This window comes from Aeromicrobium ginsengisoli, from assembly GCF_004134905.2.
GTDB classification, from domain to species: Bacteria; Actinomycetota; Actinomycetes; order Propionibacteriales; family Nocardioidaceae; genus Aeromicrobium; species Aeromicrobium ginsengisoli.
Map to the genome: position 1 here is coordinate 837,739 of NZ_SDPQ02000002.1, position 25,846 is coordinate 863,584.

The following is a 25,846-nucleotide window of genomic DNA, read 5'->3' on the forward strand; positions in this document are numbered from 1 at the left end:
ACGGTATCAAGTGGCGGGGTTGTCCCGCAGCGGTTTCCAAGTCGGGTTCGCCAGCAGGTCCGTCAGGTCCTCTCGTGCGCTCGCATACAGCTCAAAAGTTGGAGGCATCGCGAACCAGGGTTCGAGATCGCGATCCGTCACGAGCACCTTGCCGGCCCCCAGGTCCTGGGTGACCCAACGCCCCGCTGACGGAATGGGGCGGTGAGCGGGCCCGACCAGCTGGATCCCGTAAGCGTTGACGATCCGACGGCATTCTTCATCACGATCCAACCAGAGCACGTCCGGATGCACTTTGATCCACGGACGCCAAATATCACGGTGCAACTCCCTCCATAGTCCAGGAGTGACGTTGCGGCGTTGCACCATGGCGTAGTCCACCTCAGCGTGCAGCTCCTTGATGACGCCTTCCAAATCCTCGACACACTCGCGCCACTCCAACGGCGGGCCGTCGCTAGCCACTCCGTAGATCACGTGTCCGTCGTCGGTGAACACAACAGTTCTTGCGAGGTCGACGTCGTAGCTTCTCATGAGACGTTCACGCTCGGATTTCGACAGTTTGACCGCGCGCGCAGAATCCAACCCACAACTCTGTCCGGCCCTCACCGAGGCAACCAAGATGTCTCGCCGTTGCTCGCGCGTGACCTTGAACGTGGAAAGCCCGGCCCAGAACCAATCCTCGCCTCCAGCAACGGCACACCAATTGAGAGCATGCTCAATGACGGCTTCGACCGCGTCAGGATCTGCCCTCCAAGATGTACCTTCTGGCCCTTCAATGCCGTCGGCGAGGTCAATGGTGCGTCCTCGGATGCTCAATCCGGCTACGAATCCGGGGGGCAAGTGCGCGCTGAGTGGGCTGTACTGCGACCTGACCAGACCGATTCGCGCATCTAGCCCAGCAAGGCGCGCCTGATCGGCGACCCGATCCAAGATGCTGCGCAGGATCTCGAGCTCATCGCATCGATTGACGAAGAACATCAGTCCGCGAGGATATGGTGCGGGACCATTGACGTACCCGGCATCTTCTTCGTCCAGCTCCACGTTGAGGGACTCAACCCAAGGTGCGTATGCGGCGAGCAATTTCTCCGATGGCGCTGAAGACTCAACGCAGAACTCGACGTCTCTTCGCTCGCGTCTATTCCACTCGCGCACGATCGGCGCGGCTGAAACAACTACCTCTGACACGCTGGGTTCCCTCCCTCATGTGCGCACGAGGCTAGCAGCGTTCAGGATCATCGAAACGCAAACCTGGAGCGTGCGCTGCGCCTGTGACGTCCAAAACAAGAGGGCCGATTGAGGCCGACCCACAGTGCGTCATACCCGCGCGATGAGGTGCGTTTGGACGACCGCAGCTGCCGAAAATCCTCAGCCAGCCCCGCATACCGCCCTATGACCACTGCGGGTCGTGCAGCACGGGTGTGACTAGACCCGGATGGCGCTTTCAGGCGATAGACATGAATAGCTGATGGCGACACGATGTAGTCATTCCCAGAAGGGTGAACATAATGTCGCTGCGCCGACTGGCACTGCTGTCAACCGCGATGTTGCTCGGGTCTGTCGGCCTTGAGCTGTTGGCCGCTGGCCCCAGCGCCGCCCAGGTGAGTCCGCGCTGTGCAACCGCGTTGGCCCTGGTCGATCAGGGAAAGCCTCAGACGGCCGCCGCCCTGGTGGACACCATTCGGAAGGACGCCAAGGACCGCACGCTGTGTACTGACGCGGAGACGGCCGCAGTCGCGGCAATCAACGCCGCCCGCGGCATCGTTCGTTCATCCGAGAGGCGGGCCGACGGCCTTAACGATCCACCCTCCAAGTCCGATGAGGCGGCGTGGAAGCAGATCAAGCAAGACGCGCAGAAGGCTCAGGCGTCCGACTCTGAGAACCCTGACGGGGCGGCCCTTGAGAAGCGGGCCACGTCCGCGTTGGACACCATCGATCCGGACGACTGGTGGACCGTCCTCCTCGAGCGTGGCAAGGCCTGGAAGGACCTTGCCAAGGACCACGCCGACGAGTGGGCAGGCCTGGTCGGGGCGGCGATCGGCGCGGTCGCGCTGATCCTGCTGGCCGCGCGCCTGCTCCTACTGTTGCCGTTGTCGACGCGTTTCCCTCCGCGCCGGGTCCTACCGCTGCCCTCGTGGACGCGCTTCCCTCGGCTGCGCATACGCAAGTGGTGGGGTCGACCAGAAACGGCAGCTGCTCTGACCATTCCTGTCGCCGCAGCGGTCACGGCGGGGTGGCTCCCCTCGTGGCTCGACGCGGGCGCCAAGTTGCGGACGGGCGTGCTCGCCGTCCTAGTCTTGGCATCGGTGTTCTTTGCGTGGTGTTGGCTTTACCATCGCCAGCGGGTGGTCATCGAGATGTTGGACAAGGGAAAGCCTTCGCCGGCCGGCGCCACGGCCGTGGTGGCACATCTAAGGCGGCTAGGCGCCTCGCCGCCGCGAGGTCTGGAGATCCCTCTCGGTGCCGATGCCCAGACTCTCGCAGCCTCCAACATCACGGCCGGCGGCCTCGCGGGGAAGTTCGTGAAGCAGCTGCAGACCGCGCTGGCGGTCACGCCGTGGCGTATACGAGTCGACAGGGCCTCCGACAGCGAAGTGCAGATCATCATTTCGAGGCACGGGCGGGTCGTTGCGAGCGAGGTGCTCCTGCCGCAACCCGCCGTCGCCGGGATCAAGCTCGACCACGAGAAGTTGGCGGCTGCCTACGTGCTCACGACCGTGCTCGAAGCACTCAAGAACTTCTCGGGCATGGCCGGCGCCAAGGACTGGTTGAGTGTGGGTCTCCACTACGACGCAACGACCGGTGACCACACCCGCGCCGACAAGATCACCCTTCTCTCTCGCGCCGTAACTGTCGACCCGGACAACTGGGCTGCCCAAATGACCTACCGGTTCACACTGGACTCCACCAGCGACGAACAGGACACTCTGTGGGCACTCGTCACGTGGTTGTACGACGCCGCCGACGCTCAAGAAGCCGGTGACACCGCTCTCAAGCTCCGCATGCTCTACGCGTCCTACGCAACCAGGCTCAACTGGAACATCAGGCACTTGCCGCGGGGCACCGGCCCCTCCCCTACCGCTAAGGAAATCCAGGACAAATTCGAGGCGACCGTCGCGAAAGCGGATCTCGACGACCTGTTCAAAGAGAGAATAGAGGCCGCTGCGGAGGCGATGTTCGACCCGCGCAGCTTCGAGAAGACCAGCCTTAGGCTCGACCCCCAAACCGCGTACGCGCGTGCCTGCCATGCCGCGCAGTCTGAAAATGCGGACGATCAGGCTAAGGCCGTTGAGCTCTTGCGGTTCGCCGGTCCTCGCTTCCAGGCGCAGGTGGGCGACGACGTCTCGCTGAGGTCCTTCGTCACGACGAGGACGTACCTAGACGAGTTCGGCGCAGACCCTCGAAGCGACGTCACCGAGCTCGTGCCGTACTCAACGGCAAAGGATCGGCTGACATTGGCCGGCCTCACGGTGCCCGAGGCCCTGACAAGCCTGACCCAGCGAGACCTTGCTAACACGGCCCGGATCAGCAAGTCCGCAGCGACCGCTTGGCTTCTGCGTGCGCAGGTACCACTAAGGGTTCCGTCCTCCCTGTACGAGTTCCGCCTGGAGGTCTCGGATGTGCTTGCAGGACACGGTGTGGTGAGCCCTGCCAGTCTGGAGCGCCTAAGGGCGGACGCCGGGCGTACGAAGGCCGCGTCGGCGGACGTCATCGCCTCCCTCAAGACCATGAAGGGTTACACCGTCGCTCACGAGGCTGCAGTGGAGGCGTGGCTGCCGCCCGACTGAGACCGCCTATAACGGGCACGAGGACGAGCCGCGCTGGATCCTTCGGGTCTAGCACGACTGTGAGGACTGTCGGACCTTCTTGGATGCGCCACGTTCTCGCAAAGGGTAGGCGCGTCATTTCGCCGCAAGGGACGCGCTTTTGGTGAGCGCAATCGTTCGTGATCGGGAGCGAACAGACCGGGATTGTCGGAATCCAACCTCGTTAAGGACGACACCTATCGTCCCTACGGCGTTTGACAACGCTCCGATCTGCAGAGGTTGTGCCCACGATCGTGCCCACGGACCTAATTCGTCTCATATCGCGGACGCCATTTTTGGCTACAATTGCAACGAAAACATCCTAGCGCCCCCGGCAGGATTCGAACCTGCGCTTCCGCCTCCGGAGGGCGGCGCTCTATCCCCTGAGCTACGGGGGCCGAATACGGCCAACTGCGGTGTGAGCCTACCCCACAGGCAGTACCGTGTTGATGGTGCCCAGAGTGCTTGTCGTCGACGACACCGCCTCGATTCGTTTCCTCATCCGGACCAACATGGAGCTCGCCGGATTCGAGGTCGATGAGGCGGTCGACGGAGCGGATTGCCTCGAGTTCCTGCGCACGGCTGACGTGCTCCCCGACGGCATCACGGTCGACGTGATGATGCCCCGGCTCGACGGCATCGCGACGGTCTCGGCGATCCGGGCCGACCCTCGCACTCGGCACATCGCGATCGTCATGGTGACGACGCAGGGCCACCCGGCCGACATCCAACGGGCCACGCAGGCCGGCGTCGACGCCTACGTCACCAAGCCGTTCGACCCCGACTCTCTGATCCAGACGGTTCATGACGCGATCGAGCGTACGAAGAATCGTGGCGACGACTGAGCCAAGGTCCTTGAGTGGTGCCACCCCGGGACGTACGGTTGCAGTACACGGATTGGAGGTGGTTCGAGGATATGAATAACTCTTGGACTTGTGAGGTGGCTGTCCGCTAGCCGCAAGGCTCAGCTAGTGGCAGCGAATTTCCCGCAGCCACCCGACCCGCAGGGCGTCGAGTTGTCCACTCGACCGCGCTCCTACTCCCCGGAGGCGAGCGCAGCCCTGCGGGTCGTCCACGTTTATGGCGCGCTGCCCCCGGCCGATAGTCTTGGCGGGTGACTCCCGAGCAGCTTTCTGCGGCCATCGTCGGTGCCCTCACCTCCCTCAGCGAGGCGGGGACGATCACGCTGCCCGACGGGGTGCCGGCCGAGGTGCTCGTCGAGCGCCCCAAGGTCAAGGAGCACGGCGACTACGCCACCAACATCGCGCTCCAGCTGGCCAAGAAGGCCGGCATGAACCCCCGCGAGTTCGCCCAGCTGCTGGCCGACCAGCTCGGTGCGGCTGTCGGCATCGCGAGCGCCGAGATCGCCGGTCCCGGGTTCCTCAACATCCGCGTCGAGGCCGGCGCCCAGGGCGCGCTCGCCCCGCAGATCGTCGCGGCGGGCACGGCGTACGGCACGAGCGACCTCTACGCCGGACAGAAGGTCAACCTCGAGTTCGTCAGCGCCAACCCGACGGGGCCGATCCACATCGGCGGCGTGCGGTGGGCCGCGGTCGGTGACTCGCTGGGCCGCATCCTGACGGCGATCGGGGCCGACGTCACGCGGGAGTACTACTTCAACGATCACGGCATGCAGATCGACCGCTACTCGCGCTCGCTGCTGGCCAACGCCCGCGGCGAGGACGCGCCTGAAGACGGCTACGGCGGCCAGTACATCGCCGACATCGCCGCCACCGTGCTTGCGAAGCACCCCGACGCGCTGACGCTGCCCGACGCCGAGGCCCTTGAGACGTTCCGCGCTGAGGGCGTCGACCTGATGTTCGGCGAGATCAAGAAGAGCCTGCACGAGTTCGGCGTCGACTTCGACGTCTACTTCCACGAGAACGACCTGCACGAGTCCGGTGCCGTCGAGCGCGCCATCGCGAGGCTTCGCGAGCTCGGCATGATGTACGAGCAGGACGACGCGACCTGGCTGCGCACCTCCGACTTCGGTGATGACAAGGACCGGGTCGTCATCAAGTCCGACGGCCAGCCGGCCTACATCTCCGGAGACCTCGCCTACTACCTCAACAAGCGCGAGCGCGGTTTCGACCGGTGCATCATCATGCTCGGCGCCGACCACCACGGCTACGTCTCGCGGATGCTCGCGATGTGCGCCGCGTTCGGCGACACCCCTGGCGTCAACCTCGAGCTGCTGATCGGCCAGCTGGTCAACCTCGTGCGCGACGGCGAGCCACTGCGCATGAGCAAGCGCGCCGGCACCGTCATCAGCCTGGAAGACCTCGTCGAGGCGATCGGCATCGACGCCGCCCGCTACGCCCTGGCGCGCTACTCGACCGACTCGACGATCGACCTCGACCTCGACCTGTGGGCCAAGCAGGACAGCGACAACCCGGTCTATTACGTCCAGTACGCCCATGCGCGCCTGTCGTCGATCATCCGCAACGCGGTCGACCTCGGCGTCGTGATCGACGAGTCGACGTTCGACCCGTCGCTGCTCGCGGTCGAGCAGGAGGGTGCGCTGCTGCGGGCCCTCGCCGACTATCCGCGCATCGTCGCCCGCGCTGCGGAGCTGCGCGAGCCCCACCGCGTCGCGCGCTATCTCGAGGACACTGCCGCGGCGTTCCACAAGTTCTACGATGTCGCGCACGTGCTGCCCAAGGGCGACGAGGAGCCGAGCGACCTGCACCGGGCCCGGCTCATGCTCGTCGCGGCGACGCGGCAGGTCATCGCCAACGGCCTCGGCCTGCTCGGCGTCAGCGCACCGGAGCGTATGTAGATGAGGAGTCACGAGGCCGGCGCCCTGCATGGCCAGTCCGGCGACCGCGGACCGGCCTGGCTGCGTACGCCCGAGGACCCCAACGAGCTCGTCCCGCACCTGTGGGCCTCGTCGGTCTCCAAGGTCGACGGCGTGCTGACCGTCGCGGGGGAGTCGGTCACCGACCTCGCCGCCGAGTTCGGCACCCCGACGTATGTCGTCGACGAGGACGACTTCCGCCGCCGGGCCCGCGCGTTCAAGGACGCGTTCCCGAGCGCCGACGTCTACTACGCCGGCAAGGCGTTCCTCTGCGTCGCGACCGCCCGCTGGATCGCCGAGGAGGGGCTCAATCTCGACGTGTGCACCGGCGGCGAGCTCGCGGTGGCGCTCAAGGCCGAGTTCCCGCCCGAGCGCATCGGCCTGCACGGCAACAACAAGTCTGTCGCCGAGCTGCGTCGCGCGCTCGAGGTCGGCGTCGGCCGCATCATCATCGACTCGATCGAGGAGATCGCGCGGCTGCGCGACCTGACCGCCGAGCTCGGCGTCACCGCACCGGTCATGATCCGCGTGACCGCAGGGGTCGAGGCGCATACGCACGAATACATCTCGACATCGCACGAGGACCAGAAGTTCGGCTTCTCGATCACCGGGGGTGACGCGCTCGACGCCGTACGCCGGGTGCTCGCCGAGCCGGGGCTCGAGCTGCGCGGTCTGCACTCGCACATCGGCTCCCAGATCTTCGTGACCGATGGTTTCGAGGTCGCGGCCCGCCGGGTCCTGCGGCTGCACGCCGACATCGAGAAGGAGCTCGGCGTCGCGCTGCCCGAGTTCGATCTCGGTGGCGGCTTCGGCATCGCCTACACGACGCAGGACGATCCGTCGACGCCCGAGGACCTCGCACGCGGGATGCTCAAGATCGTCGACGACGAGTGCGCGGCGATGGGCATCGACGTTCCTCACCTGTCGATCGAGCCCGGCCGCGCGATCGCCGGCCCGTCGACGTTCACGCTCTACGAGGTCGGCACGACCAAGTCCGTGGCGCTCGACGGCGGGGCGTCGCGGCGCTACATCTCGGTCGACGGCGGCATGAGCGACAACATCCGGCCCGCACTCTACGGCGCCGACTACTCGTGCACCCTGGCCTCGCGCACCTCGGACGCGCCGGCGCTCCTGAGCCGCGTCGTCGGCAAGCACTGCGAGTCCGGCGACATCGTGGTCAAGGACGAGTTCCTGCCCGGTGACGTCGAGGCCGGTGACCTGCTTGCCGTGCCGGGCACCGGGGCCTACTGCCGGTCGCTGGCCAGCAACTACAACCACGTACCCCGCGCTGCGGTCGTCGCCGTACGCGATGGCGAGGCGCGCGTCATCCTGCGACGCGAGACCGAGGACGACCTGCTCGCCCTCGACATCGGCTGACGGTCATGAAGCACCGCTACGCAGCGCGCTTCGTCGTGATGCTCGTGGTGGGCGTCGCGGTGGGTGGCATCGTCGCCGCGAGTGGCGGCGGCGCGCTGTCGGTCGTGCTCGGCTGGGCCGCCGCATCGCTGGTCTACGTCAGCTGGGTGTGGCTCCTCATCGCCCGCATGGGTCCGGAGGAGACCGCGAGCCACGCACTCCGAGAGGACCCGGTCCGCAGGCTCGCCGAGCTCCTGATCCTGGTGGCGAGCCTGGCCAGCCTGGCCGCGGTCGCGATGCTGCTCGTGGAAGCCCGATCGTCCTCCGATACCCGCGCCGGGGTCCTCGCGGCGGTGGCCCTCGGCAGCGTCGCGCTGTCCTGGCTGCTGATCCACACGCTGTTCACGCTGCGCTACACCAATCAGTACTTCTCCGGCGAGCCCGGCGGCATCGACTTCAACACCGACGAGCCGCCGTGCTACATCGACTTCGCCTATGTCGCGTTCTCACTCGGCATGACGTTCCAGATCTCCGACACCAACCTGCTCACGAGCGCGTTCCGCGCCACGGCGCTCAAGCACGCCCTGCTCTCGTACGTCTTCGGCACCGTCGTGGTCGCGACGACGATCAACCTCGCCGTCAGCCTCTCCAGCTAACGGCGCAACAGCCGCCTCGGACCGGGGCCGGTCGTGGCGAGCCAGTCCTCGGGGTTGTAGAGCGAGCAGCTCTTGAGCGACAGGCAGCCGCAGCCGATGCAGCCGTCGAGGTTGTCCCGCAGGCGTTGCAGCTGGTCGATGCGGGAGTCGAGGTCGGCCCGCCAGCCCTGCGACAGCCGGGCCCAGTCGGCCTTGGTCGGCACCTTGTCGTCGGGCAAGGAGTCGAGCGCCTCGCGGATCCTGGCCAGACTGATCCCGAGCCCTTGCGAGACGCGGATGAACGAGATCCTGCGCAGCACGTCACGGTGATAGCGGCGCTGGTTGCCGGCCGTCCGCTCGCTCTCGATGAGGCCTTCGCGTTCGTAGAAGTGCAGCGCCGAGACGGCCACGCCGGCACGCGTGGCGACCTCGCCGGGGCTCAGCGGCTGGTGCTTCGAGATCGTCATGACCTCAACCATACTTGGGGTTTGCCTCGGGCGTACGGGTTGACCTCAAGTCGAGTTGAGGTTGTGGACTGTCCTTCACCAGCGACGAAGGAGCAGCATGCACGCGATCAGGCAGTACGAGCTCGGCGGTCCCGAGGTCCTCCGGTACGAAGAGGTGCCGGATCTCGTTCCGGGGGAGGGACAGGTACGCATCGCCGTCAGCGCGAGCGGCGTCCACGTCCTCGACACGGCGCTGCGGGCCGGCTTCACCAGTGCCGTGCACCAGCCGCTGCAGCTGCCGATGACGCCGGGGCGCGAGGTCGCCGGCCGGGTCGACGCGATCGGCCCGGGCGTCGACGGAGCGTGGTCGGGCAAGCGGGTCGTGGCGCATCTCGGCATGGCGAGCGGCGGGTACGCCGAGCAGGCGCTCGCGGCGGCCGAGAGCTTGCACGAGATCCCGGACGGTATGCCGTGCGCCGTCGCTGTGGCATCGATCGGCACCGGGCGGACCGCCGCCGGGATCCTCGACCAGTCGCCGATCCGGCCCGACGACGTGGTGATCGTGACGTCGGCGGCCGGAGGTCTCGGCGTGCTGCTGGTCCAGGCCGCGAAGGAGGCCGGGGCACTGGTCGTCGGCCTGGCCGGGGGAGAGGACAAGGTGGCTATCGCCCGGGCGCAGGGGGCCGACATCGCGGTGGACTACCGGATCGACGGCTGGGACGATGTCGTGCGTCGTGAGCTCGGCGGTGACTGGGTGACCCTGGTGCTCGACGGCGTCGGGGGCAAGACGGCCGACGCGGCATACGGCCTGCTCGCCACCGGCGGGCGCCTGATGCAGTACGGCTGGTTCACCGACGAGCCGGCGACGTACGACGACCCGACCAGGACGGTGAGGATGTTGCTCGGCCCGCAGATGCTCGCCCGTCCCGGCGGCCTGCGCTCGCTGGAGGCAGAGGCCCTCGCACGGGCCGCCGACGGCAGTCGCGTACCTCTCGCCGATGCCGCCTTCGCCCTGTCCGACGCGGCCGGCGCGCACCGGGCGCTCGAGGGCCGGCACACGTACGGCAAGGTCGTCCTGATCCCCGACGCACTCCGATGACGGCGCTCGCGCCCACCGAGCGGCTCTGGCTCGGACCGTACGGTCGCGTCGTCGCGGGCATCTTCTCGCTGGCGTTCCTCGTGGCGTTCGAGTCACTCGCCGTCGCGACCGTCATGCCGGTCGTCGCCGACGAGCTCGACGGCCTCGGCCTGTACGCCCTGTCGTTTGCCGCGCCGTCCGCGGTCGCCGTGGTCTCGATGACGATTGCCGGACCGCTGATGGATCGCCGGGGCCCCGGCCTCGCGCTGCGGGCCGGCGTCGGCATCTTCTCCGCCGGGCTTCTGGTGGCCGGTCTCGCGCCGACGATGGCGGTGTTCCTCGTGGGTCGCTCCGTGCAAGGCCTCGGCATGGGCTTCGTCGGCGTCGGGCTCTACGTCGTCATCGCCAAGGTCTTCCCCGACCACATGCGGGCGCGCGTCTGGACCGTCATGACCAGCGCCTGGGTGCTGCCGGCACTCGTCGGGCCGGTGATCGCGGGACTCATCGCCGACCACCTCGGCTGGCGATGGGTGTTCCTCAGCGTCCCGCTGGTCGCCGTCGCATCGCTGCTGCTGATCTGGCAGGCGCTCAGCCGGCTCGACGGCGACCCGGGCGTCACGGCCGACCGCCGCCGGCTCTGGTGGGCGACGCTGTCGGCCGGCGGCATCCTGGCGGTCAGCCTGGCGGGGCAGCGGGCCGTGCCGTGGTGGCCGGTCCTGTTGGTGATCGCGCTGGCCCTCATCGGGGCGTACGCTCCGCGGCTCCTGCCGATCGGCACGTGGCGCGGTCGCCGCGGCCTCCCGAGCGTCATCGCGACCCGCAGCCTGCTGAGCGCCGGCTTCTTCGGCGCGGAGACCTACGTGCCGCTGTCCCTTGTCGAGCACCGTGGCCTCGAGGTGTCCCAGGCGGGACTGCTGCTGACGAGCGCTGCGGTGCTCTGGTTCAGCGGCTCGTGGATCGCCGCGAACGTACCGGCGCTGTCGTCGAAGCTGCTCCGCGTACGCCTCGGTGCCGTCTGCGTGCTGATCGGCACCGGTGCGGGCTTCCTGACTCTGGCCGACACCGTGCCGGTGCTGGTGATCGCGGCGACCTGGAGCATCGGCGGTCTCGGCATGGGCATGGCCGCATCGACGCTCGGCGTCCTGCTCCTGGATCACTCGGGACCGGGTGAGCAGGGCGTCAACAGTGCGGCGATGCAGACCAGCGATGCCGTCGTGCAGTCGCTCGTGCTCGCGGTCGGCAGCGTCGTGTTCGCGGTCATGCTGGGCATCGACGAGCTGACAGGGTACGTCCTGGTGTTCGCCCTGGCCGCCGCGACGGCGGCGCTGGCGGTGGCCGTGACGGCCCGGCTCGAGAGCTGACTACGCGGTGCAGACGGCGACGGCCAGCTTCTTGCTGGCCCGGTTGGTCGTCACCACGACGCCGTCGACCGAGATCGTGCACATCGCGTAGGTCGCGGTGTCGAGCACCTGGGCGCCGACCTGGGCGACCCCGCGGCCGCGCTGCACGGTCTGGGTGGTCGAGAACGACTTCTCCGCGAACTTCAGGCCGGACTTGCCCTTCCAGAACCGGTATCCGACATAGATCGCGCCGTCGGACGTGACGCTGATCGTCACCCGGTGCGGACCCGTGTCGCCGGTCGTCTTGCCCCATCCCTCGTCGCGGCTCGAGACGACCGTCAACGGGTTCTTGCCCTCGGGGACGGACGTGGGCTCGGTCTTCTCGATCGCAGCAGGGTCGATGGTCGGGTCGTCGTAGGGCACGAACGCGTCCGAGCCGCCGGAGTCGCTGACGACCGGGTCGGCCGTCGAGCCGCCACGGACCATGAGGTAGCCGGCGATCACCACCACGACGGCACCGATCACCATCGCCGCGAGTGCGGCCTGGCGGAGGTGGTCCTTTCGCGCTCTGCGCACAGGGGGCCTTTCGTGCTGCCTCGGAGAATTGACTGTTCGGCATGACAACGATCAAGCGAGGTCAGGGGTTATGTCACGGGGGACATCTTCGGCCGGGCGCCCACGCCGATACCCTTGACCGGTGAGCGCATCCTCGTGGTCCCCCGGTCGCCCGCTCCGCGTCGCCCTGTTGGGCTGCGGGGTCGTCGGCACGGAAGTAGCCCGGTTGCTCACGAGCGACTCCGAAGAGCTGGCCCAGCGCGTGGGCGCCCCGCTCGAGCTGGCCGGCATCGCCGTACGCCGTCTCGGCCGTGAGCGCGACCTCGACGTGCCGGCCGAGCTCTTCACGACCGACGCGGCCGGCCTCGTCGCCCGCGGCGACATCGACGTCGTGATCGAGGTCATCGGTGGCATCGAGCCCGCGCGCGAGCTCATCCTGTCGGCGCTCGACCACGGTGCGTCCGTCGTCACGGCCAACAAGGCACTGCTCGCCGAGGACGGTGCGACGCTGTTCGAGGCCGCTCACAAGGCCGAGCGCGACCTCTACTTCGAGGCGGCCGTCGCCGGCGCGATCCCCATCGTCCGGCCGCTGCGCGAGTCACTCGCCGGTGACCGGGTCCAGCGGGTGCTCGGCATCGTCAACGGCACGACCAACTTCATCCTCGACGCCATGACCACGACCGGCCAGGGGTTCTCCGAGGCGCTCGACGAGGCCCAGCGCCTCGGTTATGCCGAGGCCGATCCGACCGCCGACATCGAGGGCTTCGACGCGGCGTCCAAGGCCGCGATCCTCGCCGGCCTGGCGTTCCACACCCGCGTGACGATCGGCGACGTCCACCGGGAGGGCATCAGCGACGTCACGGCGGCAGACGTACGCTCAGCCGCCGAGATGGGTTGCGTCGTCAAGCTCCTCGCGATCTGTGAGCAGCGCGAGACGCCCGACGGTCCGGCCGTGTCGGCACGCGTGCATCCCGCGATGATCCCGCTCTCGCACCCGCTGGCCAGCGTCCACGGCGCCTACAACGCGGTCTTCGTCGAGAGCGAGGCGGCCGGTCAGCTCATGTTCTACGGCCCGGGCGCCGGTGGCGCGCCCACCGCCAGCGCTGTCCTCGGTGACGTCGTGTCGGTCGCCCGCAACCGCCGCAGCAACGTCTTCGGTCCCGGCGAGTCGACCCACGCGCAGCTCGAGGTGCTCGACATCGGCCTGGCCCGCACCCGCTACCACGTGTCGATCGACGTCGACGACCGTGCGGGCGTGCTCGCGTCGGTCGCCAATGCGTTCGCCGAGTTCGACGTCTCGATCCGCACGGTGCGCCAGGAGGGCAGCGGCGACGACGCCCAGCTCGTCATCGTGACGCACGAGGCCGACGACGCGGCGCTGTCGGCGACGGTGGCCTCACTCCGGGGCCTCGACATGGTTCGTGACGTGACATCCGTGATGCGCGTCGAGGGAGGATCCTGATGGCTCACCTGTGGCGTGGCGTGATCGAGGAGTATCGCGAGTGGCTCCCGGTCACCCCGGAGACGCCGGTCATCACCCTCGGCGAGGGCGGCACCCCGCTCGTGCACTCGGCCTGGTTGTCGGGCATCGTCCGCGGCGACGTCTGGCTCAAGGTCGAGGGCGACAACCCCACGGGCTCGTTCAAGGACCGCGGCATGACCGCCGCCATCTCGGTCGCAGCCGGCGAGGGCGCCAAGGCCGTCGTCTGCGCCTCGACCGGCAACACCTCGGCGTCGATGACGGCCTACGCCGCTCGCGCCGGGCTCACCCCGATCGTCCTGGTCCCGCACGGCAAGATCGCCGCAGGCAAGATGGCCCAGGCCGTCATGCACGGCGCCTCTGTCATTCAGCTCCGCGGCGGGTTCGACCAGTGCCTGCAGGTCGCCCGCGACCTCGCCGAGCAATACCCCGTCGCGCTCGTCAACTCGGTCAACCCCGTACGCCTGCAGGGCCAGAAGACCGCGTCGTTCGAGATCGTCGACGCGCTCGGCGAAGCCCCTGACCTGCACATCCTGCCCGTCGGCAACGCCGGCAACATCTCGGCCTACTGGCTGGGCTACCAGGAGTACGCCGACGCCGGCCTCGCCACCAAGACCCCGGCGATGTGGGGATTCCAGGCCGAGGGCTCCGCGCCGATCGTGCTGGGCCACCCCGTCGAGCACCCCGAGACCCTTGCCACGGCGATCCGCGTCGGCAACCCCGCGTCGTGGCAGCTCGCCGTCGCCGCTCGTGACGACTCCCAGGGCCGCATCGAGGCGGTCACCGACCAGGAGATCCTGAGCGCTCAACACGAGCTGGCCTCGCGTGAGGGCGTCTTCGTCGAGCCCGCGTCGGCCGCCGGTGTCGCCGGGCTGCTCAAGTCCGCCGCCTCCGTCGAGCCCGGCTCGACGATCGCGATCACCGTGACGGGCCACGGCCTCAAGGACACCGAGACCGCCCTGTCGGGCGTCGACTCGATCGTCGACTCGGTCATCGACGTCGACGTGCACGCGGCGGCCGAGGTCGCCGGCCTCGTATGACGTTCGTCAAGGGCCCGGTCACCGTACGCACGCCCGCCTCGAGCGCCAACCTCGGTCCGGGCTTCGACGCCTTGGGGCTCGCCCTGACGCTGTACGACGAGATCACCGCCGAGGTGCTCGATGAGCCCGGCCTCGAGATCGAGGTCAGCGGCGAGGGAGCGCGGGACGTCCCGAGGACCAGCGATCACCTCGTCGTCACGGCGATGACCGCGACGTTCGACCTGCTCGGCGAGCGGCCACCTGGGCTGCGGCTCGAGTGCGCCAACGCGATCCCGCACGGCCGGGGGCTCGGCTCGTCGGCGGCGGCGATCGTCGGCGGCATCGTGCTGGCCCGCGCACTCGTCGAGGGCAGCGACGCGCGACTCGACGATCGGGCGGCCTTTCAGTTGGCGGTCGACCTCGAAGGCCATCCCGACAACGTCGCCGCGGCGATGTTCGGCGGCCTGACCATTGCGTGGATCGACGGCGCCGCGGCCGAGGTGCAGCGACTCGACACCTCGGTGCAGGTCACGGCGTTCGTGCCCTCCGAGGCGGTGTCGACCGAGAAGGCCCGCGGGCTGCTGCCCGAGACCGTGCCGCACCGCGATGCCGCCGTCAATGCCGGCCGCGCCGCACTGCTCGTCGCGGCACTCACCGTGGCGCCTGAGCGGCTCATCTGGGCGACCGAGGACCGGATCCACCAGACGTACCGCGCCGACGCGATGCCCGAGTCCTACAAGCTGTTGCGACAGCTGCGAGTGGAGGGCATTCCGACGATCATCTCGGGCGCCGGCCCGACGGTCCTGTCGTTCGCCAGAGGCGTCGCCGACCGGGTACCGCAAGGCTGGTCCGTGCTCGAACTGGACGTCGACACCGAGGGCGCGCGCACGCTCTGAGAAGTCCCTGTGACATGAACCCGAGCGGAATGCGGGATGACCCCTTGGTGTTACAGTGAGTGAGTCGGAGTCGAGTGCGAAACTCCCCGACAGTGACAAGTAGCAGTGCCATTCAAGTCGCCCGTCGGATACGGGCAAGCCTTTCATGCGATCCGGATCTGTCCGGGCATCAGGCCTTGTGGCCTCATCCAAAGGAACCTACGTGACTGAAACCACCATCACACCTGAATCCTCCACGCCTGCGGCCGATGCCGCGGCGACGGCCCCGCGCAGGACCAGCGGCGGCCTGGGCGGAAAGGTGCTCGCCGAGCTCCAGGAGATCGCCGGCGAGCTCGGCATCACCGGCGCCGACAAGATGCGCAAGGGCGCCCTCATCGACGCCATCAAGATCGCCCGCGGAGACGCCGGCACCTCCACCAAGGCCGCGGTCGCCGCGGCCGCGCCCAGCAAGGTCGACACCAGCAAGGGTGACGCCGCTGCGGCCGCCAGGACCGAGCAGCCCGCCGCCGAGGCGCCGGCCGAGACCGCGAGCGACACCCGCAAGCCCCGCAACGAGCCCAAGGCTGCCAAGAACGACAAGAACGACGATGCGTCGGACCAGCCGGAGGTCAAGAACGACTCCCGCAACGACGACTCCTCCGACGACGAGTCGGGCCGCCAGGGGGGCAACCGCAACCGCAACCAGAACCGCAACCAGAACCAGAACCGCGACAACGACGGTGGCGGCAACAACCGCAACCAGAATCGCAACGATGGCGGCAACAACCGCAACCAGGGACAGGGCCAGAACCAGGGCCAGGCACAGGGCGGCAACCGCAACCAGGGCCAGTTCGAGGACGACGAAGACGGCGGCATGGGCCGTCGCCGCAACCGTCGCGTCCGCAACCGCAACGCGGGCGGACGTGGCTCCGAGGTCGACACGACCTACACCGAGGACGACGTCCTCGTGCCGGCTGCCGGCATCCTCGACATCCTCGACAACTACGCGTTCGTCCGCACCACGGGCTACCTGCCCAGCGAGAACGACGTCTACGTCTCCCTCTCCATGGTCCGCAAGTGGGGGCTTCGCCGCGGCGACGCCGTCATCGGCCAGGTGCGCCAGCCCCGCGAGGGCGAGCGCAAGGAGAAGTTCAACCCGATGGTCAAGATCGAGTCGGTCAACGGCATGACCCTCGACGAGAGCCTCAAGCGCGTCGAGTTCGCCAAGCTGACCCCGCTCTACCCCTCGGAGCGCCTGCGCCTCGAGGGCGAGGCCGGCGGGCTCACGGGCCGCGTCGTCGATCTCGTCGCCCCGATCGGCAAGGGCCAGCGTGGCCTGATCGTGTCGCCGCCCAAGGCCGGCAAGACCATGATCATGCAGCAGGTCGCCAACGCGATCACCGAGAACAACCCCGAGTGCCACCTGATGATCGTCCTCGTCGACGAGCGTCCGGAGGAGGTCACCGACTTCCAGCGCACCGTCAAGGGCGAGGTCATCGCCTCGACGTTCGACCGCCCGGCCACGGACCACACCACGGTCGCCGAGCTCGCCATCGAGCGCGCCAAGCGGCTCGTCGAGCTGGGTCACGACGTCGTGCTGCTGCTCGACGGCATCACGCGCCTCGGCCGGGCCTACAACCTGGCGGCCCCGACCAGTGGTCGCATCATGTCCGGTGGTGTCGACTCGTCGGCGCTCTACCCGCCCAAGAAGTTCTTCGGCGCCGCGCGCAACATCGAGGACGGCGGTTCGCTGACGATCCTCGCCACGGCGCTCGTCGAGACCGGTTCGCGCATGGACGAGGTCATCTTCGAGGAGTTCAAGGGCACCGGCAACTGGGAGCTCCGCCTGCGTCGCGACTTCGCCGACAAGCGCATCTTCCCGGCGGTCGACGTCGACGCCTCGAGCACGCGCCGCGAGGAACTGCTCATGGGCAAGGACGAGCTGGCCGTCGTGTGGAAGCTCCGCCGGGTGCTCTCGGGCCTCGAGGGTCAGCAGGGTCTCGAGCTCATCCTCGACAAGCTCAAGAAGACCACGAGCAACGTCGAGTTCCTGATGCAGATCAACACGACGCTGCCGCAGGACGGGACCAACAACGGCAAGTAGTCATCCGTACGTTCGACGGGCCCGGGGGAGACCTCGGGCCCGTCGGCGTTTCTGGACTCGCTCTGCCGTCGTTGTCCCGCGCAACTAGGGTTGGCGACATGACGACTGCATACGACTTCTCCGCAACGGCGATCGACGGCACCGAGCGGCTGCTGGCCGACTACAAGGGCAAGGTCCTGCTCGTGGTCAACACCGCGACCCAGTGCGGCTTCACCCCGCAGTTCAAGGGCCTCGAGGCGGTCTACCAGGAGTACGTCGACCAGGGCCTGGTCGTGCTCGGCTTCCCGTGCGACCAGTTCGGCAACCAGAACCCCGAGTCGGACGAGGACACCGCGGTGTTCTGCGAGCGCAACTTCGGCGTGACGTTCCCGCTGTTCTCCGAGATCGAGGTCAACGGCGACAACGCCCACCCGCTCTACCAGTGGCTCAAGCAGGAGAAGGGCGGCCTCGGACCCAGCAAGATCAAGTGGAACTTCACCAAGTTCCTGATCGACACCGAGGGCAACGTCGTCAAGCGCTACGGGTCGACCACGACCCCGGAGAAGATCAAGGGCGACATCGAGAAGCTGCTCCCGAAGGAATAGTTCCGCCCTCGATTTCCTTATACGTACTGCCAACTGGCAGAATCAATCCTTGGTTCTGGTTCACGGATCGCATCCCGCGATACGACCCAGCGACCGCCGAGAGGACATCATGAAGCAAGGCATCCACCCCGAGTACGTCGAGACCCAGGTCACCTGCACCTGTGGCAACTCGTTCACGACCCGTAGCACCGCCACCGATGGCACCCTCCGTGCCGACGTGTGCGCCGCGTGCCACCCGTTCTACACCGGCAAGCAGAAGATCCTCGACACCGGCGGCCGCGTCGCCCGCTTCGAGAAGCGCTACGCCAAGAAGACGACCGAGAGCAAGTAGCTCCACTCCGGCACCGACCCGTACGCATGCCGTGCGGGTCGGTGCCGTTGTCGTGTCCGCACCCGTCCGCACCCGTCCGCACCGAGCCTGAGGAGTCATCGTGTTCGAAGCCGTCGACACGCTCGTCGCCGAGCACGCCGAGCTCGAGGTCCGCATGTCCGACCCCGCGGTGCACTCCGACCAGGGGCTGGCCAAGAAGCTCGGGCAGCGCTACGCCGAGCTGACCGCGATCGTCAAGACGTACCGCGACTACCAGCAGGTCACCGACGACCTCGAGGCCGCGCGTGAGCTCGCCGCCGAGGACGACTCGTTCGCGGCCGAGATCGAGACGCTCGAGCCGCGCCTGCACGAGCTCAGCGAGCGCCTGCAGCGCCTGCTCGTGCCTCGCGACCCGGCGGACGCCAAGGACGTCATCATGGAGATCAAGGGCGGCGAGGGTGGCGAGGAGTCGGCGCTGTTCGCCGGCGACCTGCACCGCATGTACACCCGCTACGCCGAGCAGCGCGGCTGGAAGACCGAGATGATCGACGCGACGGAGTCGGCCTTGGGCGGCTACAAGTCCGTCACGATGGCGGTCAAGGCCAAGGGCACGCCCGAGCCCGGCGAGGCGCCGCACGCGCTGCTGAAGTTCGAGGGCGGCGTGCACCGCGTCCAACGGGTCCCGGTGACCGAGTCGCAGGGCCGCATCCACACCTCCGCGGCGGGCGTCCTGGTGCTGGCCGAGGCCGAGGACATCGACATCGAGATCCACGACAGCGATCTGCGCATCGACGTCTACCGCTCGTCGGGTCCCGGCGGCCAGAGCGTCAACACGACCGACTCGGCCGTACGCATCACGCACCTGCCGACCGGAATCGTCGCGAGCTGCCAGAACGAGAAGAGCCAGCTGCAGAACAAGGAGCAGGCGATGCGCATCCTGCGGGCCCGGCTGCTCGAGGCTGCCCAGGCCGCCGCCGACGCCGAGGCGTCCGACGCCCGCAAGTCACAGATCCGCACGGTCGACCGTTCGGAGCGCATCCGGACCTACAACTTCCCGGAGAACCGCATCTCCGACCACCGCACGGGCTACAAGGCCTACAACCTCGACCAGGTCATGGACGGTGCCCTCGACGACGTCATCAAGTCGCTCGTCGACGCCGAGCTCGCCGACCGCCTCGCCGCCGTCGAGTCTGGGGAGTGAGGTGACGGGCGTCCGTACGCTCGCCGAGCGGTTGCTGGCCGAGGCGACTGACAGGCTCGAGACGGCCGGCGTCAGCTCGCCACGCCACGACGCCGAGACGCTCCTGAGCCACGTCACGGGTGTCCCGCGCTCGTCGCTGATCACGCGGGCCAAGCCCAACCCGCTGCAGCAGGAGACGTTCCTGGAGCTGGTCGACGCTCGGGCTCGTCGGTTCCCCTTGCAGCACCTGACCGGGTCGACGGGATTCCGCTACGTCGACATCGAGGTCGGCCCCGGAGTGTTCGTGCCGCGGCCCGAGACCGAGGTGCTCGCGGGCTGGGCCATCGACCACGCCAAGGCGCTGTCGTCGCCGGTCGTCGTCGAGCTGTGCGCCGGCGCCGGGGCGATCGCACTGTCGGTCGTCCACGAGGTGCCCGGTGCTTCCGTGCACGCGGTCGAACTCGACGAGAAGGCGTACGAGTGGGCCCAGCGCAACCTCGCCGGCACCGGCGTCGACCTGCGGCTCGGCGACATGGCCGACGCCTTCGCCGACCTCGACGGCTCGGTCGACGTGGTCGTGGCCAACCCGCCCTACATCCCGTTGGACGCGTGGGAGAGCGTGGCGCCCGAGGCCCGCGACCACGACCCCGCGCTGGCCCTGTGGTCCGGCGACGACGGACTCGACGCGATGCGCGTCGTCGAGCAGGTTGCCTGGCGACTGCTCAAGCCGGGCGGTGTGATCGGCGCCGAGCACGCGGACGTCCAGGGCGAGTCGGCCCCCGAGGTGTTCCGGCCGCGCTGGGACGGCGTACGGGACAACCTCGACCTGGCCCAGCGGCCCCGCTACGTCACGGCAGCCAAGCCGCGCGGATAGTGTTGGCCTCCTTATGGGCGGCGAAGAACTGGCACTGATCGGTGCTGCCATCGCCGTCGGCATCGGCGCGGCGCTGCTGCCGGTGTTCGTCAACGCCGAGGTCTACGTCGTCACGATGGGCGCGACGGTCAACAGCAAGCCGTTCCTCGCGCTCCTGATCCTCATCCACGTCGCCGCGACGACGGTCGGCAAGGCGTTCGTGTTCCAGCTCGCGCGCAAGGGCACCAACAAGATCCGGATGGTCAATCCCAAGCCGCCGCGCAACCGGGTGGCGGCGATGTCCCGGAGAGTCGGCCACAGCTTCGCCCAGACGCGGTTCGCGAAATGGATCAAGAAGGTCAGCGACTGGCTGCTCTCGTTGCTCGACCGGCCCTACTCCGGCGGTCTCACGGCCTTCATGTCGTCCCTGATCGGCGTCCCGCCGCTCGCGATCGTCACGATCCTGGCCGGTGCCTCCAAGCAGCCGCAGTGGCTGTTCCTCACCACGGTCTTCACCGGGCGGCTGATCCAGTTCCTCGCGATCGCCTTCCTCCTGCACCAAGTCAGCTGGTTCTGACCCGTCGGCCTAGGATGACCGGGTGAAGTTCGACTGCAGCGTGGACGAGGAGTTCGACCGAGGGCTCGCCGCAGCGCAGGCCGCGCTCGAGGCGGGCAAGCTCGTGGTGCTGCCCACCGACACGGTCTATGGCATCGCCGCCGACGCCTTCAACCCTCGCGCGGTGCAGAACCTGCTCGACGCCAAGGGCCGCGGCCGCCACATGCCGCCGCCGGTGCTGGTCGGCGCTCCGACGACGCTCGACGCCCTGGCGATCGACATCCCGTCGTGGCTGCGGTCGACGGTCGAGGCGCTCTGGCCGGGCCCGCTCACAGTGATCTGCCGCCAGCAGCCGTCCCTGACGTGGGACCTCGGCGAGACCCACAACACGGTCGCCGTACGCATGCCCGACGACGCCCGCGCCCTCGCTCTCCTCAAGCAGACCGGCCCGCTCGCGGTCAGCAGCGCCAACACGACGGGTGACCCGGCCGCGCTGACGATCGACGACGCCGAGGACATGCTGGGCGGACGCGTCGCGGTCTACCTCGACGGCGGGCCGAGCCGTTCGGGCGTACCGTCGACGATCCTCGACGCCACGGGCTCGACACCGCGCGTCCTGCGCGTCGGCTCGATCTCCCTGGAGACCCTCCACTCCTACAACAACACGATCGAGCCCCCGGAAGACTTCGCCTAGTGCGCGAATACCTGGTCGTCTTCGGCATCGCCCTGGGGGTGACCTATCTCCTCGCGTCGATCGCCCGCATGCTGGCCTACCGCTTCGGCGCCGTGGCGCGGGTCCGCGACCGTGACGTGCACGCGATCCCGACGCCCTACTTCGGCGGGCCGGCGATGCTGGGCGGCCTCATCGCGGCCTATCTCGTCGCGACCCACCTGCCGTTCCTCTCGATGGCCGACGACGGGGTCTTCAAGGACGCCCGGGCGGTGGTGCTGGGCGGTGCCGTGGTCTGCATCGTCGGCATCGTCGACGACCTCTACGAGCTCGACGCGTTGAGCAAGTTCGCCGGCCAGGTCCTCGCCGGCGTCATCGTCGTCGCGCAAGGCGTGCAGTTCGTCTACCTGCCGCTCTACGGCAACTACATCGGCCTCGACCAGGCGCAGGCGCTGATCTTCACGGTCCTGCTGATCGTCGGCACCGCCAACGCGGTCAACTTCGTCGACGGCCTCGACGGGCTCGCCGCCGGGATGGTCGCGATCGGCGCCGTGGCGTTCTTCGCGTACGCCTTCGTGCTCGCGGTCGAGAACGGTGAGACGCGCGCGATCGCGGCGGCGCTGCTCACGGCCGCGCTGGCCGGCGCCTGCATCGGCATCCTGCCGCACAACTTCTTCCCCGCCCGGATGTTCATCGGCGACTCCGGCTCGATGCTGATCGGCTTCGTGCTGGCCTGCTCGTCGATCAGCCTCACGGGCCAGTTCCCGGCGACCAGCATCTCGGAGGGCATCGGGGGGGCGCAGAACAGCTTCCTGCCGTCCTTGCTGCCGCTGATCCTGCCGTTCGCGATCCTCGTCGTGCCGTTCGTCGACCTGGCGCTCGCGGTCGTCCGCCGCACCCGCGCCGGCCGATCGCCGTTCAGCCCCGACAAGATGCACATCCACCACCGGCTGCTCGAGATCGGCCACTCGCACCGCCGCGCCGTCCTGCTGATGTACGCCTTCGCGGGCCTCGTCGCATTCGGCAGCGTCGTCATCAGCCTGTTCAGCGGCTGGCAGTCGATCGCCGGGTTCGCCACCCTCGCCGTCATCACGATCGCAGCGGTGTTCCTGCTGCCCAAGCTCGAAGAGAAGGTCTGGTCATCATGAACGCGCTTCGTCCGGTGCTGCTGCCCGTGCTCGCTGTGACGGCGGTGATCGCGATCGTCGCCGGTGTCGTCGCCGGCGGTGACGGTGTCCTCGGTGCCCTGATCGGCGGCCTGGTCGTGGTCCTGTTCCTCGGCTCGACGCCGGTCGTGCTGAGCCCATTGGTCAAGGCCAGCGCGACGCTGTCGCTGCCGGTCGCGCTCGGCTTCTTCACGACCAAGGCCGTCGCGATGCTCGTCGTCCTGGTCCTGCTGTTCGACGTCGGAGGGGTGGCCACCCACGTCGACTCGCGGTGGTTCGGGATCGCCGCGATCGCCGCTTCGCTCGCCTGGACCCTCCTGCAGATCCTCGCATTTCGGCGCGAGCGCGTACCCACCTATGACCTGGGTAACAGCGACTGAGGTAGCCCTGATAACCTCTGGACTGCGACCAACCATCCGGCCCTCAGGGCCGGAACACATGTCGCACGACAATGACGCTGGCCGTATGCCTGATCGACGATGAGTCGCAGGCGACCACGCCATGACACGAAGGTGACCGAGTGACTCTCGCCTTGACCGCTTTTGCCGCATCGGCAGAGCCGCCCAGCCCTGGACCCAAGGACTTCGACCTGCCCGCGGTGTTCCACATCGGCGAGTTCGGCGTCACCAAGCCCATGCTGCTGGTGGTCCTGTCGCTGTTCGTGATCGTCGGGCTGTTCAGCACGATGGCTCGTCCGGCAGCGGTGGTTCCCGGTCGCATGCAGTTCGCCGGTGAGCTGGTCTACGGCTTCGTCCGCAACGGCATCGCTCGCGAGAACATCGGCTCGGCCGAGTTCATGCGCTTCGTGCCCTACCTCTTCACGATCTTCCTGTTCGTGCTGGTCAACAACTTCTACGGCCTCTTCCCGTTCCTCCAGTTCCCGTCGATGTCCCACATCGGCTACCCGCTGGCGATCGCGATCCTGAGCTGGCTGGTCTACAACGGTGCCGGCATCAAGAAGAAGGGCTTCCTCGGCTACCTCAAGCACGAGACCGTGCCGGGCGGCATGAAGGGCCCCATCCTCCTGCTGCTCGTGCCGCTGGAGTTCCTGTCCAACATCCTGCTGCGGCCCATCACGCTGACGCTGCGTCTGTTCGCCACGATGTTCGCCGGCCACCTGCTGCTGATCCTGTTCTCGCTCGGCGGGTCCTACCTGCTGCTGCACTCCGACAACTCGCTGGCGCTGCCCGCCGGCCTGGTGTCGTCGCTCCTGGCGATCGCGATCAGCTTCCTGGAGATCCTGATCATGTTCCTCCAGGCCTACGTCTTCACGCTGCTGTCGTCGATGTACATCGGCGAGGCGCTCGCAGACGAGCACTGAGCACACCCCAGACCCACAACTTCATACGCTTCACCAGATCCACCAGATACGCCCCACCAGCGATGCTCACTCGAGCGTCACAACGAAAGGAAATGCCGTGGAGTCCATCGGCACTCTGAACATGGTCGGTCTCGGCCTCGCCGCGATCGGCCCCGGTATCGGCGTCGGCCTGATCTTCGCCGCGTTCGTCACCGGTGTCGCCCGTCAGCCCGAGGCTGAGGGCAAGCTGCGCCAGATCGCCATCCTGGGCTTCGTCCTCGCCGAGCAGTTCTTCATCATCGGCCTGGCCCTGGCGTTCGTCCTCAAGTCGTCGAACACCTGATCCCGACACCTCGACAGAAGGCACGCCCATGATCACGTCACGTCTCGCTCTCGCGGCGGCGGAACCGGAGGACACCAATCCTCTGATCCCGCACACGCCCGAGATCGTCATCAGTCTGATCGTCTTCGGGTTGATCTTCTTCCTCCTGAAGAAGCTCGTCATCCCGGCGTTCGAGAAGGCCTATGCCGAGCGCACCGCCGCGATCGAGGGCGGTATCGAGGAGGCCCAGGCAGCCCAGAAGGAAGCCAAGGCCGCTCTCGACAAGTACAACGAGCAGCTCGCCGGGGCCCGTCACGAGGCTGCGGCGATCCGCGAAGAGGCCAAGGAGCAGGGCGCGCAGATCATTGCCGAGCTCCGCGCCCAGGCTCAGGCCGAGGCGGAGCGCATCACCTCGACGGCGCACGCGCAGGTCGAGGCCGAGCGTGCTCAGGTGCTCGCCCAGCTCAAGGGCGAGGTCGGCTCGATGGCCACGCAGCTGGCCGGGCGCATCGTGGGCGAGTCCCTCGATGACGACGCACGCCAGAAGCGCACCGTCGAGCGGTTCATCGCCGAGCTCGAGGAGTCGGCCAACTGATGCGAGGCATTTCAGCGAAGTCCCTGGTCGACGTCCTCGCCGCAGTCGATGCGGCGAAGGGCAAGGCCGGCGACCTCGGAGCGGAGCTGTTCGGCGTCGTCTCGACGCTGGACGGCGCCCCTGCGCTTCGCCGGGTGCTGACCGACCCGTCGACCGAGGCCGAGGCCAAGGTGGGGCTCGCCAAGCAGGTCTTCGGCGGCCAGATCGGCGCCGACACCCTGACGGTGCTCAATGCTGCCGTCAGCGGGCGCTGGGCCTCGATGCGTGACCTGACCGACGGTCTTGAGACCGCCGGCGTTGCCGCCGAGGTCGCCGCCGCTGATGCGGCCGGTGAGCTCGACGCGCTCGAGACCGAGCTGTTCGAGGTCGAGCGGATCGTCCGATCCGACGCCGACCTCAGGCAGGTCGTCTCGGACCGGGGCATCCCGGCCGACGCCAAGGGCGCACTGCTGGCCACGATCCTCGAGGGCAAGGTCACCGGCGCCACGCTGGCACTGGCGACCCAGGCCGCCGCGGCACGCACGGGATCGTTCGAGAAGGTCCTGTCGACCTTCGGCGAGACCGTCGCCGCACGCCGCAGCCGGCTGCTCGCCGAGGTGCGGGTGGCCTACGACCTGGCGGACGCCGAGAAGACCCGCCTCGCCAAGGCTCTTGCCAAGAAGTACGGACGCGACGTCCACCTCAACATCGTCGTCGATCCCTCGGTCGTCGGAGGCATTGCCGTCTCCGTCGGTGACGAGGTCGTCGACGGCACCATGTCCACTCGCCTCGAAGTCGCCCGCCGGCGTCTTGCAGGCTAGATCACTCACCGAACAAGAAGGCAGG

Annotated in this window: 26 protein-coding genes and 1 tRNA gene; 23 read left to right on the forward strand and 4 right to left on the reverse strand. The window is 68.1% G+C overall.

Translation table 11 applies throughout. From position 1 onward, the window contains the following. Positions 1-6: 6 nt before the first annotated feature. Positions 7-975, reverse strand: coding sequence for a hypothetical protein (locus tag ESP70_RS10940; protein WP_149689295.1), 969 nt, complete (start codon positions 973-975; stop codon positions 7-9). Between the two features lie 527 nt (positions 976-1,502). Between ESP70_RS10940 and ESP70_RS10945 the strand changes: the two genes are divergently transcribed. Beyond that, positions 1,503-3,782: a hypothetical protein gene (locus ESP70_RS10945; RefSeq protein ID WP_149689296.1), complete on the forward strand. Its 2,280-nt coding sequence runs from the start codon at positions 1,503-1,505 to the stop codon at positions 3,780-3,782. Between the two features lie 344 nt (positions 3,783-4,126). On the opposite strand, the gene ESP70_RS10950 is transcribed toward ESP70_RS10945, so the two are convergent. After that, positions 4,127-4,198, reverse strand: a tRNA-Arg gene (locus ESP70_RS10950). 54 nt (positions 4,199-4,252) lie between these two features. Between ESP70_RS10950 and ESP70_RS10955 the strand changes: the two genes are divergently transcribed. From ESP70_RS10955 to ESP70_RS10970, 4 genes are all read left to right on the forward strand, one after another. After that, positions 4,253-4,645, forward strand: coding sequence for a response regulator (locus ESP70_RS10955; protein WP_246162000.1), 393 nt, complete (start codon positions 4,253-4,255; stop codon positions 4,643-4,645). A gap of 269 nt (positions 4,646-4,914) precedes the next feature. Continuing rightward, positions 4,915-6,579, forward strand: a complete 1,665-nt coding sequence (gene argS, locus ESP70_RS10960) for an arginine--tRNA ligase (protein WP_149689298.1) — start codon at positions 4,915-4,917, stop codon at positions 6,577-6,579. Then, positions 6,580-7,974, forward strand: a complete 1,395-nt coding sequence (lysA, locus tag ESP70_RS10965) for a diaminopimelate decarboxylase (protein ID WP_149689299.1) — start codon at positions 6,580-6,582, stop codon at positions 7,972-7,974. A gap of 5 nt (positions 7,975-7,979) precedes the next feature. Next, on the forward strand, positions 7,980-8,609 hold the full coding sequence (locus ESP70_RS10970) for a DUF1345 domain-containing protein (protein ID WP_149689300.1): 630 nt from the start codon (positions 7,980-7,982) through the stop codon (positions 8,607-8,609). Here the strand turns inward: ESP70_RS10970 and soxR are convergent. Beyond that, on the reverse strand, positions 8,606-9,055 hold the full coding sequence (soxR, locus tag ESP70_RS10975; RefSeq protein WP_246162001.1) for a redox-sensitive transcriptional activator SoxR: 450 nt from the start codon (positions 9,053-9,055) through the stop codon (positions 8,606-8,608). The genes ESP70_RS10970 and soxR overlap by 4 nt on opposite strands. 97 nt (positions 9,056-9,152) lie before the next feature. Between soxR and ESP70_RS10980 the strand changes: the two genes are divergently transcribed. Both ESP70_RS10980 and ESP70_RS10985 read left to right on the forward strand, forming a co-directional pair. Beyond that, positions 9,153-10,133 carry a zinc-binding dehydrogenase gene (locus tag ESP70_RS10980; RefSeq protein WP_149689302.1) on the forward strand — a complete coding sequence of 327 codons (981 nt, stop codon included), beginning with the start codon at positions 9,153-9,155 and terminating at the stop codon, positions 10,131-10,133. After that, positions 10,130-11,473, forward strand: coding sequence for an MFS transporter (locus tag ESP70_RS10985; protein ID WP_149689303.1), 1,344 nt, complete (start codon positions 10,130-10,132; stop codon positions 11,471-11,473). Before ESP70_RS10980 ends, ESP70_RS10985 begins: the two co-directional genes overlap by 4 nt. Here ESP70_RS10985 and ESP70_RS10990 read toward each other — a convergent pair whose 3' ends face one another. Further along, on the reverse strand, positions 11,474-12,028 hold the full coding sequence (locus ESP70_RS10990) for a hypothetical protein (RefSeq protein WP_149689304.1): 555 nt from the start codon (positions 12,026-12,028) through the stop codon (positions 11,474-11,476). A gap of 121 nt (positions 12,029-12,149) precedes the next feature. Between ESP70_RS10990 and ESP70_RS10995 the strand changes: the two genes are divergently transcribed. The 16 genes from ESP70_RS10995 to ESP70_RS11070 all read left to right on the forward strand — a co-directional run bounded on the left by ESP70_RS10995 (position 12,150) and on the right by ESP70_RS11070 (position 25,821). Beyond that, positions 12,150-13,469, forward strand: a complete 1,320-nt coding sequence (locus tag ESP70_RS10995; RefSeq protein WP_149689305.1) for a homoserine dehydrogenase — start codon at positions 12,150-12,152, stop codon at positions 13,467-13,469. After that, positions 13,469-14,527 (forward strand): threonine synthase, encoded by a 1,059-nt coding sequence (gene thrC, locus ESP70_RS11000; protein ID WP_149689306.1) that lies wholly within the window; start codon positions 13,469-13,471, stop codon positions 14,525-14,527. Before ESP70_RS10995 ends, thrC begins: the two co-directional genes overlap by 1 nt. Beyond that, positions 14,524-15,402 (forward strand): homoserine kinase, encoded by an 879-nt coding sequence (thrB, locus tag ESP70_RS11005; RefSeq protein WP_149689307.1) that lies wholly within the window; start codon positions 14,524-14,526, stop codon positions 15,400-15,402. The genes thrC and thrB overlap by 4 nt, the downstream gene beginning before the upstream one ends. 202 nt (positions 15,403-15,604) lie before the next feature. Next, complete coding sequence (gene rho / locus ESP70_RS11010; protein WP_246162002.1) at positions 15,605-17,485, forward strand: transcription termination factor Rho; 1,881 nt, start codon at positions 15,605-15,607, stop codon at positions 17,483-17,485. A gap of 98 nt (positions 17,486-17,583) precedes the next feature. After that, a complete protein-coding gene (locus ESP70_RS11015) occupies positions 17,584-18,069 on the forward strand; it encodes a glutathione peroxidase (RefSeq protein ID WP_149689309.1) in 486 nt (161 codons plus the stop codon). A 109-nt stretch (positions 18,070-18,178) separates the two neighbouring features. Further along, complete coding sequence (gene rpmE, locus ESP70_RS11020) at positions 18,179-18,400, forward strand: 50S ribosomal protein L31 (RefSeq protein ID WP_056398306.1); 222 nt, start codon at positions 18,179-18,181, stop codon at positions 18,398-18,400. A 100-nt stretch (positions 18,401-18,500) separates the two neighbouring features. Then, complete coding sequence (gene prfA, locus ESP70_RS11025; RefSeq protein WP_149689310.1) at positions 18,501-19,580, forward strand: peptide chain release factor 1; 1,080 nt, start codon at positions 18,501-18,503, stop codon at positions 19,578-19,580. Between the two features lies 1 nt (position 19,581). Continuing rightward, a complete protein-coding gene (prmC, locus tag ESP70_RS11030) occupies positions 19,582-20,433 on the forward strand; it encodes a peptide chain release factor N(5)-glutamine methyltransferase (RefSeq protein ID WP_149689311.1) in 852 nt (283 codons plus the stop codon). 13 nt (positions 20,434-20,446) lie between these two features. Further along, a complete protein-coding gene (locus ESP70_RS11035) occupies positions 20,447-20,989 on the forward strand; it encodes a VTT domain-containing protein (protein WP_149689312.1) in 543 nt (180 codons plus the stop codon). Between the two features lie 22 nt (positions 20,990-21,011). Further along, positions 21,012-21,662: an L-threonylcarbamoyladenylate synthase gene (locus tag ESP70_RS11040; protein WP_149689313.1), complete on the forward strand. Its 651-nt coding sequence runs from the start codon at positions 21,012-21,014 to the stop codon at positions 21,660-21,662. After that, on the forward strand, positions 21,662-22,786 hold the full coding sequence (locus tag ESP70_RS11045; protein ID WP_149689314.1) for a glycosyltransferase family 4 protein: 1,125 nt from the start codon (positions 21,662-21,664) through the stop codon (positions 22,784-22,786). The genes ESP70_RS11040 and ESP70_RS11045 overlap by 1 nt, the downstream gene beginning before the upstream one ends. Next, positions 22,783-23,184 (forward strand): Cg1360 family ATP-synthase-associated protein, encoded by a 402-nt coding sequence (locus ESP70_RS11050; protein ID WP_149689315.1) that lies wholly within the window; start codon positions 22,783-22,785, stop codon positions 23,182-23,184. The genes ESP70_RS11045 and ESP70_RS11050 overlap by 4 nt, the downstream gene beginning before the upstream one ends. Positions 23,185-23,324: 140 nt before the next feature. Next, positions 23,325-24,125, forward strand: coding sequence for a F0F1 ATP synthase subunit A (gene atpB / locus ESP70_RS11055; RefSeq protein WP_149689316.1), 801 nt, complete (start codon positions 23,325-23,327; stop codon positions 24,123-24,125). Positions 24,126-24,246: 121 nt separating this feature from the next. Next, positions 24,247-24,447 (forward strand): ATP synthase F0 subunit C, encoded by a 201-nt coding sequence (locus ESP70_RS11060; RefSeq protein ID WP_223148725.1) that lies wholly within the window; start codon positions 24,247-24,249, stop codon positions 24,445-24,447. A gap of 28 nt (positions 24,448-24,475) precedes the next feature. Beyond that, a complete protein-coding gene (locus tag ESP70_RS11065; protein WP_056208095.1) occupies positions 24,476-25,021 on the forward strand; it encodes a F0F1 ATP synthase subunit B in 546 nt (181 codons plus the stop codon). Beyond that, positions 25,021-25,821 carry a F0F1 ATP synthase subunit delta gene (locus ESP70_RS11070; RefSeq protein ID WP_149689317.1) on the forward strand — a complete coding sequence of 267 codons (801 nt, stop codon included), beginning with the start codon at positions 25,021-25,023 and terminating at the stop codon, positions 25,819-25,821. The genes ESP70_RS11065 and ESP70_RS11070 overlap by 1 nt, the downstream gene beginning before the upstream one ends. Positions 25,822-25,846: the final 25 nt, after the last annotated feature.